The organism is Microcoleus sp. Z1_B2 (assembly GCF_036700325.1).
In the GTDB taxonomy this organism is placed as follows: domain Bacteria; phylum Cyanobacteriota; class Cyanobacteriia; order Cyanobacteriales; family Microcoleaceae; genus Microcoleus.
The window spans coordinates 64,477-81,138 of sequence record NZ_JAUBOQ010000022.1; the positions used below are offsets into that span (position 1 = coordinate 64,477).

The window sequence follows — 16,662 nt, forward strand, 5'->3', positions numbered from 1 at the left end:
GATACCAATGGATTTGATATTACATCAAAACCTTTGACGGCAATCTAAAATCTAAAATCTCAAATCTAAAATCGATTGACGATCGCCCCAAAGTCAGCCAACACCCGCGCGTGATTCCGCAGCAAACCCAGTAAATTCAACCGATTGCGCTTAATTTCGGGGTCAGAATCCATCACCAAAACGCTTTCTGGCCCGTCGAAAAAGTTGCTGACAGTTGGAGCAATCTCAGTCAAACTATCTACTAATTGCTGGTAATTCCGAGTTTGTTTGGATAGCTGCGTTTGCGGCACTAACTGCACTACGGCATCGTAGAAAGCTTGTTCAGACGACTTTTGAAATAACTCCGGTTTCACCGCCGCTTTCGGTTCCAATTGTATTTTATCCAAATCACCTTGAGCCGCCAAACGAGTTGAACGGTTGACGGTTTCGTAAATCCGATCCAAAGTCTGGTTATTGCGGATTTGTTGTAGGAAAAGTGCTCTTTCCAGTGCGTCCAACAAATCTCTCAATGCTCGTTCAGTATATTCTGGGTCGTTTTCTCCCAAAACTGCATTTACCAAATCGTAATCTACATTCTTTTCTTCTTGCAACAAAGTCCGAATTCTTTGCAAGAAAAAATCGTATAACTGATCTAGCAACTCGGCTGGTGTTTCGGGGCGCGCTGCGGTAAATTCTGCGACAACTTCTGCGAGCAAGTTGTGCAAGTTGAGTGGCAACTGAGCCGCCAAAATAATGTTAGTTATTGCATTGGCTGCGCGACGCAAAGCGAAGGGATCGGATGAACCAGTCGGCAACATTCCCAAGCCGAAGATGCTGACTAATGTATCTAATTTGTCTGCTATGGCGACAATTTGACCTGTCAGAGTTTGGGGCAAATTGTCGCCCGCACCTTTGGGCAAATAATGTTCAAAAATCGCTGTGGCTACTGTTTCCGATTCGCCACTTGCTAAGGCGTATTTCTGCCCCATGATTCCTTGCATTTCGGGAAGTTCGTAAACCATTTGGGTTACGAGGTCGGCTTTGCAAAGTAAGGCGGCTCTTGCTACATCAGCTTGCTCTTCCTCTGTGATTTGCAGTTGATTGGTGATGAGACTGGCAATCTTGCACAGGCGATCGACCTTGGCGCGCACAGTCCCTAAATCTTCCTGGAAAGTTACTGTTTCCAACTTGGGCAAATAATCCTCTAGAGGCTTTGCCAAGTCTGCTTTGTAGAAAAACTGACCGTCTGCCAATCTCGCCCGCACTACTCGCTCGTTACCGGCGGCAATAATCGCGGCTTTAGCGGGATCTCCGTTAGAAATTGTAATGAAATAGGGCAGAAGTTCTGGATAATCGGGGCTTTTGAGGATGGGAAAATACCGCTGGTTTGTAACAATAATTGTGGTGATTACTTCCGGCGGCAATATCAAAAATTCCTCGTCAAATTTGCCGACAACTGCGTTCGGCCATTCTACTAAGTCGGTGACTTCTTCTAACAAATCTTCGGTAATGTCGGCGTAACCGCCTTGTTTTGTCGCTGCGGCTTCTACTTGTGCTTTAATTTGATTTTTGCGCTGGGTTCGATCGACCTCAACGCAAGCAGCCCGCAGACACTCGACATAATCCTCGGCTTGGGGAATGGAGACCCCTCCCAGGGGTGTAGGGGGGGTGTATAACACCCGGTGTCCTTGGGAAATTCGATCGCTCTTGACCGTATCCGAACCGCTCACCAATGTAATTGGCAGTACAGTATCATCTAACAGCGCCACGATCGATCGAATCGGGCGCGGAAATTTCAAATCTCCGTCGGCCCACCGCATAAATCTTTTGCCTTCTAACTTATTAATCCACTGCGGCACAAGTTCTGTCAAAATATCCGCACTCATCCGCCCCGGAATCTTTTTGAGCACAAACACAAAATCGCCTTTATCGGTAGCGCGAACTTCCAACGCATCAATTTCTACGCCCTGCTTTTTCGCAAAACCTTCGGCTGCTTTCGTCGGTTTGCCATCTTTAAAAGCCGAACTCGCGGGTGGCCCTTTTACCTCTTCTTCTCTGTCTAATTGCTGAACTGGCAGTCCTTTCACGAGAACGGCCAAACGCCTCGGAGTAGCGTATACATTAATTGAGTCATTTGTCAAGGATGCTTCTGCCAGAGTTGCAGGTACCAGTCGCTGCCACTGCTCGACGCTGCCTTTGACAAAAGATGCGGGCAATTCTTCTGTACCGAGTTCTAATAAAAAGTTAGGCATATCGCACCGTAATGGAATTTTGTTTAGGGTAATTTAAGGTAATTTATCCGATCGCGCGATCGTATATCTGAAATATCTGAAAAATACTCAAAAATCCAGGATACCACGTAAAATCGGGGGTGAAAGACAAATAGCTCAACAGCTCATGACCTTGGCGGAAAGACTGGCACAAGATTGGAAGTCACGACTTGAACAAGATTGCCCGGACGAAAATTCTAGCACCCGCGAGAGTGTTGTCCGCTGGCTGTTGGGAGACAAGCCCGAAAGATTTGACACTCTTAGCCCAACTCAATTGTCTGTCGCCTCTGGGGCGATCGACTTTTTATATCGAATTTTGATTTCTCGGTATCTGGGAGTACCGCCAGAAAAAGCTTACCGCAACTTGATCGGGCGGCTGGGCGGTTTGGTTGTGCTCCGGCAAAAAATCCAAGCGTGGGTTTCCCTGAGTCGCGACAGACAGCGGAGTGCGGTGGAGGTACTGCAAGAAGTGATTCAGGAAATGCTCAATTCCGATCGCTACCTGCAGCAGCAAGTCGCCTGGATTGCCGAATGCACCTCAGACAGACGCCTCCGAAATGCTTTGCTGCTAGCGAGCACAGAAGAATACTGCTTGCGGCCGATCCGCAACCAGCCGCTGCTGGTGTACCGTTTTGTCAACTACCTGCGGCGTGCCCAGCGGGGCGGGTTGACCCAAGTGCCTGCGGGAGACTGGGTGCGGCTGGTGTCGGAACAGGTTCTACCCGACGATACAGACGAACCGCTTAGTCTGCTAGACGAACAGGCGATGTCCGAGTATCGAGAAAATCAAGCTTGGGAAGAGCAGCAAACTCAGCGGCAGATTGTCCAACAAGAATTTGAGAATTACTTGGCTGCTGAAGTCGATCCGCTGGCTTCTCGGTGGCTGCAGCTTTACCTGCAAGGTCGTTCCCAAGAGGCAATTGCCGAGGAGTTGAAGGTTCCGATCAAGCAAATTTACCGCTTGCGAGAAAAAGTCAGTTACCACGCGATTCGGGTTTTTGCGGTCAAACAAGCACCGGAATTAGTCGCCAACTGGCTGGAAACTTCGCTCCAAGAACACAGTTTGGGCTTGACTCCCGCCCAGTGGCAGCAATATTTACAAGACCTCACGCCGGTGCAGCGGCAGTTGGTAGAATCGCTGAAAGCTGGGAAAAGTGTAGAGACGATCGCATCTGAATTAAAGCTGAAAACCAATCAAGTCATCGGCGAGTGGAGCAAACTCTATTTAGCAGCTCAATCGCTCCGCAACGAGTAGATTGGTAATGGGTGGCGGGCAATTGCTAATTGTTAATTGGCGGTAGCATTTTTCAGAATCCGCGCTACAAATCAATTCCCGCACAGCCACAGATTACTGCGAGTTTCCCCGTGGAAAACCGCGCGATGCCCCTTGTGTCCAATCAGGTTAGCTCGATCGGGATGTTGTAGCGCTGCCGTGACAAGCGAGTTTCTCGATCGTAGCCGCTACGTGATTTATCTCGCGCAAATCAATCCAAAATCGAAAATCTCAACTCCTCAAGCCCCCGAATTTATCTCGCGCAAGTCAATCCAAAATCTAAAATCTAAAATCTAAAATCGAATGACGATCGCGCTCCGAGACGATCGCAGCCCACTCTCTGAGGTAAGATACTAGCAGCACGATCGACTTTTGAGGATTTTTTAACCAATCCTAAATTCAGCGGTTGCCCGTAAATCATCGGTTGTGGTGCATCTCTAATACTTGTGCATTAAAGACATAATTCTATTGTTGCCAGCCACGGGCATCAATCTCGGGCGATCGATGATAGTGGGTCTAGACTGCGCTAGTCATCATCTAGCTCTCAATCTTTTGGTAGAATTTGAGGCTGCAATACAGCAGGGAGAAAATTCTGGGACTAAGGATTTTTATTTAATAAAAGCTTCCGGTTGTTAGGCCACTTCCTCCGTCAGGGAAGTTGCAGCGTTTAATTTTATCGCATCAGGTTGGTGCGTCGCGCTCGATCGCGCTTCCAACTACAAAGCAGCTAATGGTATATACATCTTCAACACACTCGGCAGCTACAATGGACTCTGATCGAATATTTCACCTAATCGACACAGTTGTCCCCTTTGAAGCTTGCCTTTATTATCAAGTTTTGCCTTTATCTCTAGAAGGTAATCTATTTAAATTGGGCGTAGTCGATGCCCAAGATGACTCCGCCTTGGACTACGTGCAGCGGATTTTAGCTTACATGAATTGCTCAGTCACAACAGAGCCAATTGCCTCGGAAACTCAGCGCTCGATGCTCTCAGCTTACTTGCTGCACGGCAACCAGCTCCGAGAACCCAGCCAGACAGAAACCGCCGCAGCCCCAAAACCCAAAAATCCCCCATCAGCAACTTCAGGCCCCAATGCAGCAACGCTGCTGTCTGTGCCAGAACCCTCAAGGCCCGCTCCTGAGCGGTTTAAACCTGCTAGCGCTGAGGTGCCCCCGACACCGACACAGGTATCGGTTTTGAATGTCGAGGCCTTGCACTTGTCAAGCCCAGTCGAAGTTTTGGCAACTTTGCCCGCGCCCCAACTGCTGGAAGAATTGCTCGGTAGAGTGCTGCGAGAGGGTATCGGCCGCCTGTTTTTTGAGCGGCACCAGTCCCAAGGCCGGATTCTTTGGAGTCAAGACGGCGTTTTGAAATCGATGCTCGAAGGTATCGATATCGTGCTTTTCCAAGAGGTCATCGATGAGTTGAAACGGCTGACGGATATGCCTGTTGGCCCGGTGGAACAAGCCAAACAAGTCGAAGTTGAGCGCATATACCAAAACACTCATTTGCTGTTGCGCTTGCGGGTAATGACGGTGGGTGGCAAGGAAGAAGCCACTCTGCAAGTTTTGCGGGGGGCAGCTTTGAGGTTTTACCAGCAGCAGCAGTTGTCTACTTTGAGTCGGGACGCGCTGCGGCTGGCCGAAGAATTGCAGCGGAAAGTGAATCAAATTCGCGATCGAACTCGGCTTTCTCCTGTGCCTTTAGAGGGGTTGCCCGCTTTGGAACAGGTGATTAGAAATGTTGACGACCAAATTGAAGCTTTGCTGCACGAACATAATCCCGATTAGCCATAATCAGCAATAGATCACTGTTTTGATTTTTTTTTTAACTCATATCGTTTCCGGTTTTATCGGAATGATTTAACCGCAGAGGGCGCTCCAGAACGCAGAGGGAGAGAATACAGAGAGGAATAATTCTGATGCTACCGGATTTGATATCACATCAAGTCTGGTCAAATAATAATAATTACGTTTGTAGTGAGGACTCAAGTCCAAGCGAGTTTTATGATAACTCAAGTCTTCACTACAAAACAATTTGATGGCAGTTGTGCGAGGTGATACCTAGTCCGGTCGATTCCCTCCGCTTCGCTTCGCCCGAAATCAGGTAGGGGCGGGTTCACCAATAATATCTGCCAATAATTGACAATCTCAAAAACCCGCCCGGCCGGGATATTATGGTCAATCGATCGGACATAATATGACACAATATTATACAATTTCAAAAAAATAATGCAACTGTATGCCCGCGATCTAAACCCTGGTAGTCATCATTCATTCCCAATCTAAAATATAAAATCTAAAATCTAAAATGGTATTAGCCGTGCTCGAAAACATTGTTGTACTGCAATAAATCCAAACTCACAAAAACTGGCAAACACTGAAAACATTGCTGTGCAATTTCCCAGCGTTCTTCTCGCTGCAACATAGCAGTCAACTTTTGTTTAGCGCTCAGCAAATAGCGAACATCATTAGCAGCATAATTTAGTTGGTCGTCAGAAAGATTCGTCGCATTTCCCCAGTCGGAACTTTGAGATGTTTTATTTAGTTCTACCTTTTCGAGTTCGAGAATTAATTCTTTCAATCCGTGTCTGTTGGTATAAGTTCTAGCAATTTTACTAGCTAGCTTGGTGCAGAAAACTGGTGCAATGTCAATACTTAAATTGTAACGCATTGTTGCCATATCAAAGCGCGCAAAATGAAATACTTTCTCAATATTTTCGGCTTCCATTAACTTCTTTAAATTCGGGGCTGCTGTCTGGCCTTTGGCAATCCGCACCACTGCAACTTTACCTTCGGGATTGCACAACTGCACCAAACACAAGCGATCGCGCCAAGGTAGCAAACCCATTGTTTCCGTATCAACGGCGATCGCCTCCGCAGTCAAATAATAAGATAAGAGAGAATCGGGAATATCACCATCGCACACTTGAAAATCTGCAAATTCCATTATTAGTAATTTTTGAATGTTGACTTTTGACTGTTGACTTTTGACTGTTGACTGCCCTCTTCTCTCTTCCCTCTTCCTTCTAACTTCAGCATCTACGTCACACTCGATAATTAATCCGTGTATCCGTGTCCGAATCAGTGTCGTGCCTTCCTTCAAATTATCGACTGCGGACAAAAAGCTGAGTAAAATAATACTCGCCTTTGGCATTTTTCGCAACCCCAATACCGGTCACATTAAACTGACCCTCCATATTTTTGCGGTGGCCATCACTTTTAATCCAACCTTCAACAGCATTGCGTACCGGGTCACTGTAGCCCATATTGTAAGCAAGATTTTCAGCTACACTTTGATAAGGAATCGTAATTGCTTTCGCCCGCCCCTCAAATCCATCGTGACTAAAACTGACTTTACCGTTAGCCATATTTTCGCTGTGAATTCTTGCTATCTGAGTGATTTCCGGATCGACACTCAGCGGCGGCAACTTTTTAGATGCTCGGTATTTATTTATCTGTTGGTTAACCGCTTTTTCTAAGTCAGTAATAGCACTCGAAGCAACATTAGTATTCATGGGAGTTTGTGGCAGCGATCGCGTAGGAATGGAAGTGTCACACTTAGGCAGGATTGTCAACAATCCCAAGCAAATCGAAATCAAACCTTTGGACATGAAATCAAACGAGAAATAAAGTTAATTGTTACCGATTCCTACAGAGCGATCGCCCCACATTCCGCTAACCTAGATATTCAGAACCTTCGCTACAGTGTTCACGTCTTTATCGCCGCGTCCGGAACAATTAAGCACAATGCGCGGATTGCCTGTTAGCTGCGGGCACAGAGTCTCCAAATAGGCGATCGCGTGAGAAGTTTCCAAAGCCGGAATAATCCCCTCCAACTGCGAAAGCCGCTGAAAAGCTTCCAGCGCTTCTGCATCAGTAACACTGTAATATTCAGCCCTACCAGCATCCTTCAAATAACTGTGTTCCGGCCCCACACCAGGATAATCCAAACCCGCACTAATCGAATGCGGCTCAATCACTTGACCCTCATTATCTTGCAGCAAATAACTCATCGCCCCGTGCAGAACTCCCACACTTCCCTTAGTCAAAGTAGCAGCGTGTTTATCAGTTTCCACACCTTCGCCTGCGGCTTCAATACCAATCAATCTGACAGTTTCTTCCCCGACAAACTCGTGAAAAAGACCCATTGCATTAGAACCGCCGCCGACGCAAGCTAATAAAATATCCGGCAAACCACCCCACTTTTCCTGACACTGAGCGCGCGTTTCTTCACCGATTATCGCATGGAAATCGCGCACCATCATCGGGTAAGGATGGGGGCCCGCCACGGAACCGAGAATGTAATGAGTTGTTTCGACATTTGTCACCCAGTCGCGAATCGCTTCCGAAGTCGCATCTTTCAGCGTTCCCGTACCCGCAGCCACGGGCCGTACTTCGGCTCCCATCAAGCGCATTCTAAACACATTTAAAGCCTGTCTTTCCATGTCGTGAACGCCCATGTAGACAACGCATTCTATACCGAAACGAGCGCAAACTGTGGCGGTAGCAACGCCATGTTGACCGGCACCAGTTTCAGCAATTACCCGCTTTTTGCCCATGCGTTTTGCCAGCAATGCTTGAGCTAAAGCGTTGTTGATTTTGTGAGCTCCCGTGTGGTTTAAATCTTCGCGTTTGAGGTAAATTTGCGGGCCAGTTCCGTCTGCTTTAGCGTAGTGTTCGGTGAGGCGTTCGGCGAAATACAAAGGGCTGGGGCGGCCGACATAATCTTTGAGCAGTTGTTGGAGTTGCTGTTGAAATTCCGGTTCGCTGCGGTATTTGTGGAAAGCCGCTTCTAGTTCAAATAAAGCGGGCATCAGGGTTTCGGGGACGTATTTGCCGCCGAATTTGCCGAATCTGCCGAGGGAGTCTGGGCGTTGGGCGCTGGTTTCGGTGGTGAGAGGTAGGGGGGTGACAGTCATTTGATTTTAGATTTTAGATTGTAGATTTTTTAGATTGGCGGGTAAGCTAGAGGCTTGATGTCGATCGTACCAAAGTCGATCGTACCAAATCGGTTGTGGACTTGAGGCGATCGAACAAATTTCATTATAATTCCTTCAACGCTTGACCGAAAGCATCCAGGATACCCGCCACGTGATTCATCCGTCCAGAAATAAAAAACCTGTATCCGAGAAACTTGCCGAACGTATTTATCTCGCGCAAGTCAATCCTTCAATTCTTTAATCTAAAATCTAAAATCGATTGACGGGCTAATACAATAAGTAGAAGATGGGATCGCATTCCGAGCGATCGCAACCATACCCCAATCCGCTAAAACTAGAAATACCACTAAAAAAAGTTCAAGCATCTTAACCTATGGCAGCATCCAAACGCAAAGATTCTGACAGCAAAACAACCGAGGGCAAACGAATAGTTTACTCCGAGTTTGGCAACGTTGACAACTCGGCCGCCCTCCAACGGGGAGTTGCCGAAGTTCCCCCCAATCAACAAAACCTCAAAATCGAAGCATCCCGAAAAGGACGCGGCGGCAAAACAGTTACAATCATCAGCGGCTTTCAGGAAAAACCCGAAACATTAGCAACTTTAGCCAAGCAGCTAAAAGCCCAATGCGGTACTGGCGGCACAGTCAAAGATAATGAAATCGAAATTCAAGGCGAACACAAGCAAAAGCTGCTAGAAATTATCACAAAGTTAGGCTACAAAGCTAAAATTAGTGGAGGGTAAATTAGTCAATATTCCTCAGTGTATGGGCGGGGCGGGTTTATGATATACTTAGTTTTAAACATAGATGTTTGGTAAAACCCGCCCCTACATCGCGCAAATTACAGCGGATTCCAGGTTTATAAAGTACACCCCAGAAACCGGGTTTCTTCTGGATTTCTCGCCAGAAACCGGTTTTATTCAAGAAACCCGGTTTCTCTGTACTTCACTTACCTGGAAAGTGCTGTATACGATCGCGAATCAACTAGAAATGATATTACCAATTACCGCCAATTTTTAATGTACACTCGACCTTTAGCTCGTTTAATCGAACAATTGCAGCGCTTGCCAGGAGTCGGCCCAAAAACAGCCCAGCGGCTCGCTTTACATATTTTGAAGAGGCCGGAAGAAGAAGTGCAAGCCCTAGCTAAATCTTTGATTGATGCCAAACAGCAAGTAGGTTTCTGTCAAGTATGCTTTCACTTATCTGCTGACCCTGTTTGCGAAATTTGCCGCAATCCCAACCGCGACACTCATACCATTTGTGTAGTGTCAGAATCTCGCGACGTAATCGCTTTAGAAAAAACGCGGGAATACATGGGTAAATATCACGTTGTTGGCGGCGTTATCTCGCCGATGGATGGAATTGGCCCGGAACAATTGAACATTCAACCGTTAGTGCGGCGCGTCAGCCAGCAAAAGGTTAAGGAAGTAATTATTGCTATTAGTCCCAGCGTGGAAGGCGAAACTACTACTCTTTATATCGGTCACTTATTAAAACCTTTTACCCTAGTGACGCGCATAGCTTTTGGTTTGCCGATGGGGGGAGATTTGGAATATGCCGATGAAGTTACATTGGCTCGTGCTTTGGAAGGAAGGAGGGAGTTGGATTAGGATCGCGAATTAAATAACTTACAATTTTAATTGTTATTGTGGGATGGGCGTCCCGCCCGTCCAAAAAAGACGGGCGGGACGCCCATCCCACTTTCAAGAGTGGAAGTTATTTAATTCTCATTCCTTATTAGAGATGCGATAACAATTATTTTAGGTATTTCTTAGCAAATAGGTCGGGAGGAATGTAGTCATTATTTAAAATCGCTATTTTGCTCTTAAAACAAGATTAATATATCTCATTAGTTGACGATATTGGTTTTTCAATAATCCTTTATTATAACGCCGACAAGTTCTGCGAAGTCGGGGTTTTGGTCTTCTGTTTTTTGAGCCGTTGTTGACTTATTTAACCCAGATTTAGGATAAAATTTCAAATCCCAAATTGAGCTACTCTCCCCTGTCACTGCCGCGAAAGGGTAAACTGGACAAAGTTACCGATAGTAGTAAAAAATCATGACCAAATTCGATCGACCTTTAAGCTACCCCACAACCCGCAAAATCGACCAAACAGACGACTACCACGGCGTCAAAGTATCCGACCCCTACAGATGGCTGGAAAATCCCGACTCTGAGGAAACCCAAGCTTGGGTGGAAGCCCAAAATCAAGTTACCTTTGGCTACCTCAACGAAATTCCGGCGCGGCAAAAAATCAAACAGCGCCTGACTCAACTTTGGGATTACGAGAAATACGGCATACCTTTCAAAGAAGGAGATCGCTATTTCTACTACAAGAATGACGGCCTGCAAAATCAATCGGTACTCTACACGTTAACATCCCTCGACAGCGAACCAAAAGTATTAATTGACCCCAACACTCTCTCAGAAGATGGAACCGTTGCTCTGGGTGGGATAGCTATCAGCGAAGACGGCAAATATATGGCCTACGGTTTGTCAAGTTCCGGTTCCGACTGGCAGGAATGGAAAGTCCGTGATGTGGCAACCGGCGAAGATTTATCAGACCATTTAAAGTGGATTAAATTTTCAGGAGCCTCCTGGACTCACGATGGCAAAGGCTTTTTTTATAGTCGCTACGACGAACCCAACGAAAAAAGCAAGCACGAAGACGTTAATTATTACCAAAAACTGTTTTACCACCAACTCGGTACGCCGCAATCTGAAGATGTATTAATCTACGAGCGACCCGACCAAAAAGAGTGGGGATTTAGCGGCGGCGTCACCGAAGATGGCAAATACTTGATTATCTCTGTTTGGCAGGGAACTGAAACCAAAAACTTGATTTTCTACAAGGATTTAACTGCACCGGAATCAACCGTTGTAGAACTGATTAGCGAATTCGAGGCTGAGTACAGTTTCATCGACAATGAGGGCTCTATTTTCTGGTTTCAAACAAACTTAAATGCACCGCTGGGCCGCGTAATTGCGATCGACACCAACAACCCACCTCCCTCATCCCTCGCTGGTGATGAAACTCCCCCGTCGCCCAGAGAGGGGGGGTTCACAGAAATTATCCCCGAAGCAGCAGAAACCCTCGAAGGCATAGGCCTCCTGAACAATCAATTTGTCGCTTCCTACTTGAAAGACGCCTACACCCAGATTAAAATTTTCAACTTAGATGGCTCTTTCGTGCGAGAAGTTGCCTTGCCCGGAATCGGTTCGGCGGGAGGATTCAGCGGCAAGCGGCACGACACCGAAACTTTTTATGCTTACACCAGTTTCACCGCACCTAACATCATCTATCACTACAATATGGTGACGGATGAAAGTACGATTTATCGCCAACCAAATGTCGATTTTAATCCAGACGATTACGAAACAAAACAAGTATTTTACCCAAGCAAAGACGGTACGCAAGTACCCATGTTTATCACCCACAAGAAAGGCTTGCAGTTGGATGGCAATAATCCCACCTACCTTTACGGATACGGTGGTTTTGGTATCTCGCTAACTCCGAGTTTTTCTGTTAGCAGGATAGTGTGGTTAGAGATGGGTGGAGTTTATGCGATCGCCTGTTTGCGGGGAGGCGGCGAGTACGGCGAATCATGGCACGAAGCAGGCAAAAAGTTGAACAAGCAAAACGTGTTTGATGACTTTATAGCTGGCGCTGAATGGTTGATCGAAAACAAGTATACCAAACCTGCAAAATTGGCGATCGCAGGCGGTAGTAATGGCGGTTTATTAGTAGGGGCTTGCATGACTCAGCGGCCGGAATTGTTCGGTGCAGCGCTGCCGGCTGTCGGCGTTTTGGATATGTTGCGCTTCCACAAATTTACCATTGGTTGGGCTTGGACTTCTGAATACGGTTCGCCGGAAAATCCCGAAGAATTTCCCACAATTCACGGCTATTCTCCCTTGCACAATCTCAAACCGGGAACGGCTTATCCAGCGACAATGATTACAACTGCCGATCACGACGATCGCGTGGTTCCGGCCCACAGTTTCAAGTTTGCTTCTGCTTTGCAAGAAACCCACGCGGGAGAAAATCCCGTGTTAATTCGGATTGAAACGAAAGCGGGACACGGTGCCGGCAAACCCACTGCGAAAGTGATTGAAGAATTGGCTGATGAATGGGCTTTTTTAGTGCGGGAACTCGATATTGACGCTTAGCAAGCGGCGTTAGAGGGTGCGATCGACGCAGTTTGATGATTTAGATATAAACAGAGTGTAAAGGACGATCGTACTTTTTGAATTCAAGGGCGATCGTTCTTTTTTGTCACCGCAATCCTGGTATTAACATATATAATTTGTCAAGGTTTTTTTGTTAAATTTTGTAGCTTTAAGTTGCTATTATTACATGGCTGTGAGTTTACTGCACCCCAAAGTAGTATAAGTATAAATCTCTAGAAATGCCGTACTCTCAACTTTCAAGAGCGATCGCACCTCAAAGTCAAAATCTGCCAATTTTTAGGCAATTAATATTTTCAGTATATTTACAGTTCAAGCTGTCTGAGGAATGAGAATTAAATAACTTCCACTCTTGAAAGTGGGATGGGCTCTTATAGCCCGTCCACTCATGACGGGCTTTCAGGCCCATCCCACAATAACAATTAAAATTGTAAGTTATTTAATTCGCGATCCTGAGCCAGCCTCGATATCACCAGACTCAGAAAAGCGGCATGAGGGGTCAGACCCCTTGTACTGATAAATCCGTAAGTAATTTACCATGTAACTAACGTTAGACCTGATATCATTTTTCCCAAAAATAGAGGGTTTTGGCTAATATGAAGGCTGTGACCCCTTATTCATGTTATGATTGGCAGCGATCGGTCGCATCAGGACATCCAAGGGCGATCGCTGCAATTCCTCTCTAATGATTGCCTAACATCACAAATAACAAATACAGGAAAATATTATATATCCTAAAAGAAATATTTTTCAAAACTTTATACTGCAAAGTTTATCATCCTCTATGAAAAGGGGTAGCTTAGATTTAGCAACCAAATTAACCAACAATAAGAACCATCCCAAATCTGTCAATTTTGTCATCTACACAAACACGGAAATCTACCAACATGGAAACTAAAATCTTGAGACAAGCTAGCCATAAAGCAGAGACGGCTAGCCGAAAAAATCTAGCGATTGTGGATTCAAAAGTAGAAAACTACCAAGAGTTGCTCAGGGGAGTGAAAAGCGATACAGAAGTAATCCTGCTCGATAGATTCCGGGATGGAATCGAACAAATTGCCGAAATAACAGCATCAAGGCACAGCCTCAACAGCATTCAAATAGTTGCTCACGGCGCATCAGCATCAGTAGAAATCGGCCGGGCCGAACTCAATATTCACAATATAGAAACCTATTCCAGCCAATTGCAGCAGTGGGGTAAAGCTCTCAACGAAACAGGTAGTATTCTGCTGTTAAGTTGCAACACAGGCGCAGGGGAATCTGGTCTAAAATTCATACAAAAACTCAGCCAAATAACAGGAGCAAATGTTGCAGCTTCCAACAATCTAACAGGGAGTGCAGCATTAGGCGGCGACTGGGAATTAGAAATTACTACAGGACAAATAAATACCGAAATAGCCTTTGAAAAAGAAGTCCTAGAAGGCTACACATCAGTCCTGGCTACCTTAGCGGCTGAAGAATTTAAAAATACAACAGTAATCGGGCCTTGGATATATGGAGTTGGCAACAACCTTACAACTAACCCAGGCTTAACCGCAGGTGCCACCAATTCCAGCGGCGTTATTCCCGCTTTAGGGACTGGCGATCCACCCGGAACAGGTACTTTGAGATTAACATCAAACGCCTTTCAACAAGCAGCTTTTGTAATCTACAACAACCCCATCTCGGCTACTGAGGGTCTGAGAGTTACCTTTGATTTCTTTGCCTATAACAGAGGTACTGTCCTTTTTCCACAACGACCACCAGGGGATAATACCCCGGTTGGTGCCGATGGCATTAGTTTTTTCCTCATTGACGGAACAGCTACGCCAACAGAAGCGGGAGGCTATGGTGGCTCTCTAGGCTATGCTCAGAATAATAATAGTCCCGCTTCACTTGGTATTTCTGGAGGTTATTTAGGTGTCGGATTAGACGAGTTTGGCAATTATTCTGCCAGTCAATCAGGATCGGGAGGGCGTGTAAATACAAATCCTGCTGCGCTGGGAGGGCCGCTAGAGGATGCAGTAGGACTTAGAGGCAGCGAAAGCACATCTTATAATTTTTTAACTAGCCGAGTCGTTCCCGGTGGCATAGACAATAAAGATACAAGCATTCGCGCTGAAGCTAAAAGAACCGTTCAAGTTACATTGTTCCCGGCGAATTCACAAACATTTCCTAACCGTCTGACAGTTGCCTTCGACTTGGACAGCAACGGCACATTTGATGCGGGCGAAACACTGATCGATATACCAAATTTGGCAATCGTAAACGGAGCAGTGCCGCGTACTTTTAAATTTGGCTTTGCTGCTTCGACAGGGGGAAACACAAACATTCACGAAGTTAACAATGTCATCGTCCAAAGTATAGATCCGCCTACACTCCAAGCCGACGTTTCCATTGTTAAAAAAGGCCCGCTGTTCGCCACACCCAACAGCACCATTACCTATACAATTACCTCCACAAATAACGGGCCAAACAGCGCCGAAAGCGTCCTGATTCAAGATCCCCTGCCTGCAGGCTTAAGTTTCGTCAGCGCCTCCGACCTCGCCACATACAATACCGTAACGAGGACGGTCATCTGGCCGGTGATTCCGACTCTGGCTAACGGTGCTAGCCAAACCCGCACCATCACAGCCACAGTTTCCCCAACAGTCACAGCTCCCTTAACTAACACTGCCTATAGCACCTCCACCACTTTCGACCCAAATCTAGCTAACAACAATAGTTCCCAACCCATCTCTCAAGTCTCAACTACAATTGTTGCTGCTCTTGCCGACGTTGTTACCACCAAAACCGGGACTGCGGCTGCAGCACCGGGTGAAACAGTTACTTACATAATTTCCACAGTCAACAACGGGCCAAGCACAGCCACAAACGTCACCGTTACCGACAGCATTGTTCCCGGTTTAAATATAGTTAGTCTACCCAACGAGGCTGTTTACAATGCAGAGACTGGGATTGTCACCTTCCCAGCGATTCCCAGCTTGCCTTCCGGTGCTCCTCCTGCCATCAACACAGTCAGCTTCATCGCACCTGCATCCGGCAGCGTCAGCAACACCGCCAGAAGTACCTCAGCTACCCCCGATCCTTTTCCTGAAAACAACAACGGTACTGATCCGCTGGCTACAGTCACCACACCTCTGACACCTAGTGCCGACGTTGTTACCACCAAAACCGGGACTGCGACTGCAGCACCGGGTGAAATAGTTACTTACACAATTTCCACAGTCAACAACGGCCCCAGCACAGCCGCAAACGTCACCATTACCGACACCATCCTTCCCGACTTAACAGGAGTCAACGGTGGCGTCTACGATCGGGTTACAGGCATTGTCACCTTCGCGCCCGTTCCCAGCTTAGCCAGCGGTGTCACCGTCAACAACACAGTCCGCTTCATCGCACCTGCATCCGGCAGCGTCACCAACACCGCCAGAAGTACCTCAACTACCGCTGACCCCACTCCAGGCAACAACGCATCTACAGTCACCACAACTCTGACACCTAGTGCCGACGTTGTTACCACCAAAACCGGGACTGCGGCGGCAGCACCGGGTGAAGTAGTTACTTACACAATTTCCACAGTCAACAACGGCCCAAGCACAGCCGCAAACGTCACCATTACCGACACCATCCTTCCCGACTTAACAGGAGTCATCCCCTCCGACGGCGGCGTCTACGATCGGGTTACAGGCATTGTCACCTTCGCGCCCGTTCCCAGCTTAGCCAGCGGTGTCACCGTCAACAACACAGTCCGCTTCATCGCACCTGCATCCGGCAGCGTCACCAACACCGCCAGAAGTACCTCAACTACCGCTGACCCCACTCCAGGCAACAACGCATCTACAGTCACCACAACTCTGACACCAACTCCAACTCCCACACCAACTACAACTCCCACACCAACTACAACTCCCACACCAACTACAACTCCCACACCGACTACAAGTCCAACTCCCACACCGACTACAAGTCCAACTCCCACACCGACTACAAGTCCAACTCCCACACCGACTACAAGTCCAACT

Annotated in this window: 11 protein-coding genes; 6 read left to right on the forward strand and 5 right to left on the reverse strand. The window is 46.9% G+C overall.

Going from position 1 to position 16,662, the window contains the following annotated elements; genetic code table 11:
• Positions 1-65 precede the first annotated feature (65 nt).
• The gene (gene glyS / locus QT984_RS14975) at positions 66-2,231 is read right to left on the reverse strand and encodes a glycine--tRNA ligase subunit beta (RefSeq protein ID WP_333051379.1); all 2,166 of its coding nucleotides are present in this window, start codon (positions 2,229-2,231) and stop codon (positions 66-68) included.
• Between the two features lie 145 nt (positions 2,232-2,376).
• On the opposite strand from glyS, the gene QT984_RS14980 reads away from it, so the two are divergent.
• Positions 2,377-3,504: a HetZ-related protein 2 gene (locus QT984_RS14980; protein ID WP_333051377.1), complete on the forward strand. Its 1,128-nt coding sequence runs from the start codon at positions 2,377-2,379 to the stop codon at positions 3,502-3,504.
• A 304-nt stretch (positions 3,505-3,808) separates the two neighbouring features.
• Here QT984_RS14980 and QT984_RS14985 read toward each other — a convergent pair whose 3' ends face one another.
• Complete coding sequence (locus QT984_RS14985) at positions 3,809-3,943, reverse strand: hypothetical protein (RefSeq protein WP_333272522.1); 135 nt, start codon at positions 3,941-3,943, stop codon at positions 3,809-3,811.
• Between the two features lie 309 nt (positions 3,944-4,252).
• On the opposite strand from QT984_RS14985, the gene QT984_RS14990 reads away from it, so the two are divergent.
• Entirely contained in the window at positions 4,253-5,314 is a 1,062-nt protein-coding gene (locus QT984_RS14990) for a hypothetical protein (RefSeq protein WP_333272520.1), read from the forward strand.
• Positions 5,315-5,840: 526 nt separating this feature from the next.
• Here the strand turns inward: QT984_RS14990 and QT984_RS14995 are convergent.
• From QT984_RS14995 to trpB, 3 genes are all read right to left on the reverse strand, one after another.
• Positions 5,841-6,473: a ribonuclease D gene (locus tag QT984_RS14995; RefSeq protein ID WP_333262453.1), complete on the reverse strand. Its 633-nt coding sequence runs from the start codon at positions 6,471-6,473 to the stop codon at positions 5,841-5,843.
• Between the two features lie 157 nt (positions 6,474-6,630).
• On the reverse strand, positions 6,631-7,137 hold the full coding sequence (locus QT984_RS15000) for a CAP domain-containing protein (protein ID WP_333051374.1): 507 nt from the start codon (positions 7,135-7,137) through the stop codon (positions 6,631-6,633).
• A 69-nt stretch (positions 7,138-7,206) separates the two neighbouring features.
• Positions 7,207-8,445 carry a tryptophan synthase subunit beta gene (trpB, locus tag QT984_RS15005; RefSeq protein WP_333374304.1) on the reverse strand — a complete coding sequence of 413 codons (1,239 nt, stop codon included), beginning with the start codon at positions 8,443-8,445 and terminating at the stop codon, positions 7,207-7,209.
• A 394-nt stretch (positions 8,446-8,839) separates the two neighbouring features.
• Between trpB and QT984_RS15010 the strand changes: the two genes are divergently transcribed.
• From QT984_RS15010 to QT984_RS15025, 4 genes are all read left to right on the forward strand, one after another.
• Positions 8,840-9,208, forward strand: a complete 369-nt coding sequence (locus QT984_RS15010) for a translation initiation factor (protein ID WP_333051370.1) — start codon at positions 8,840-8,842, stop codon at positions 9,206-9,208.
• 276 nt (positions 9,209-9,484) lie between these two features.
• Positions 9,485-10,078 carry a recombination mediator RecR gene (gene recR, locus QT984_RS15015; protein ID WP_333051368.1) on the forward strand — a complete coding sequence of 198 codons (594 nt, stop codon included), beginning with the start codon at positions 9,485-9,487 and terminating at the stop codon, positions 10,076-10,078.
• 450 nt (positions 10,079-10,528) lie between these two features.
• The gene (locus QT984_RS15020; protein ID WP_333374306.1) at positions 10,529-12,640 is read left to right on the forward strand and encodes a prolyl oligopeptidase family serine peptidase; all 2,112 of its coding nucleotides are present in this window, start codon (positions 10,529-10,531) and stop codon (positions 12,638-12,640) included.
• 905 nt (positions 12,641-13,545) lie between these two features.
• A partial coding sequence (locus QT984_RS15025; RefSeq protein ID WP_333374308.1) for a DUF4347 domain-containing protein occupies positions 13,546-16,662 on the forward strand: 3,117 nt, incomplete at its 3' end.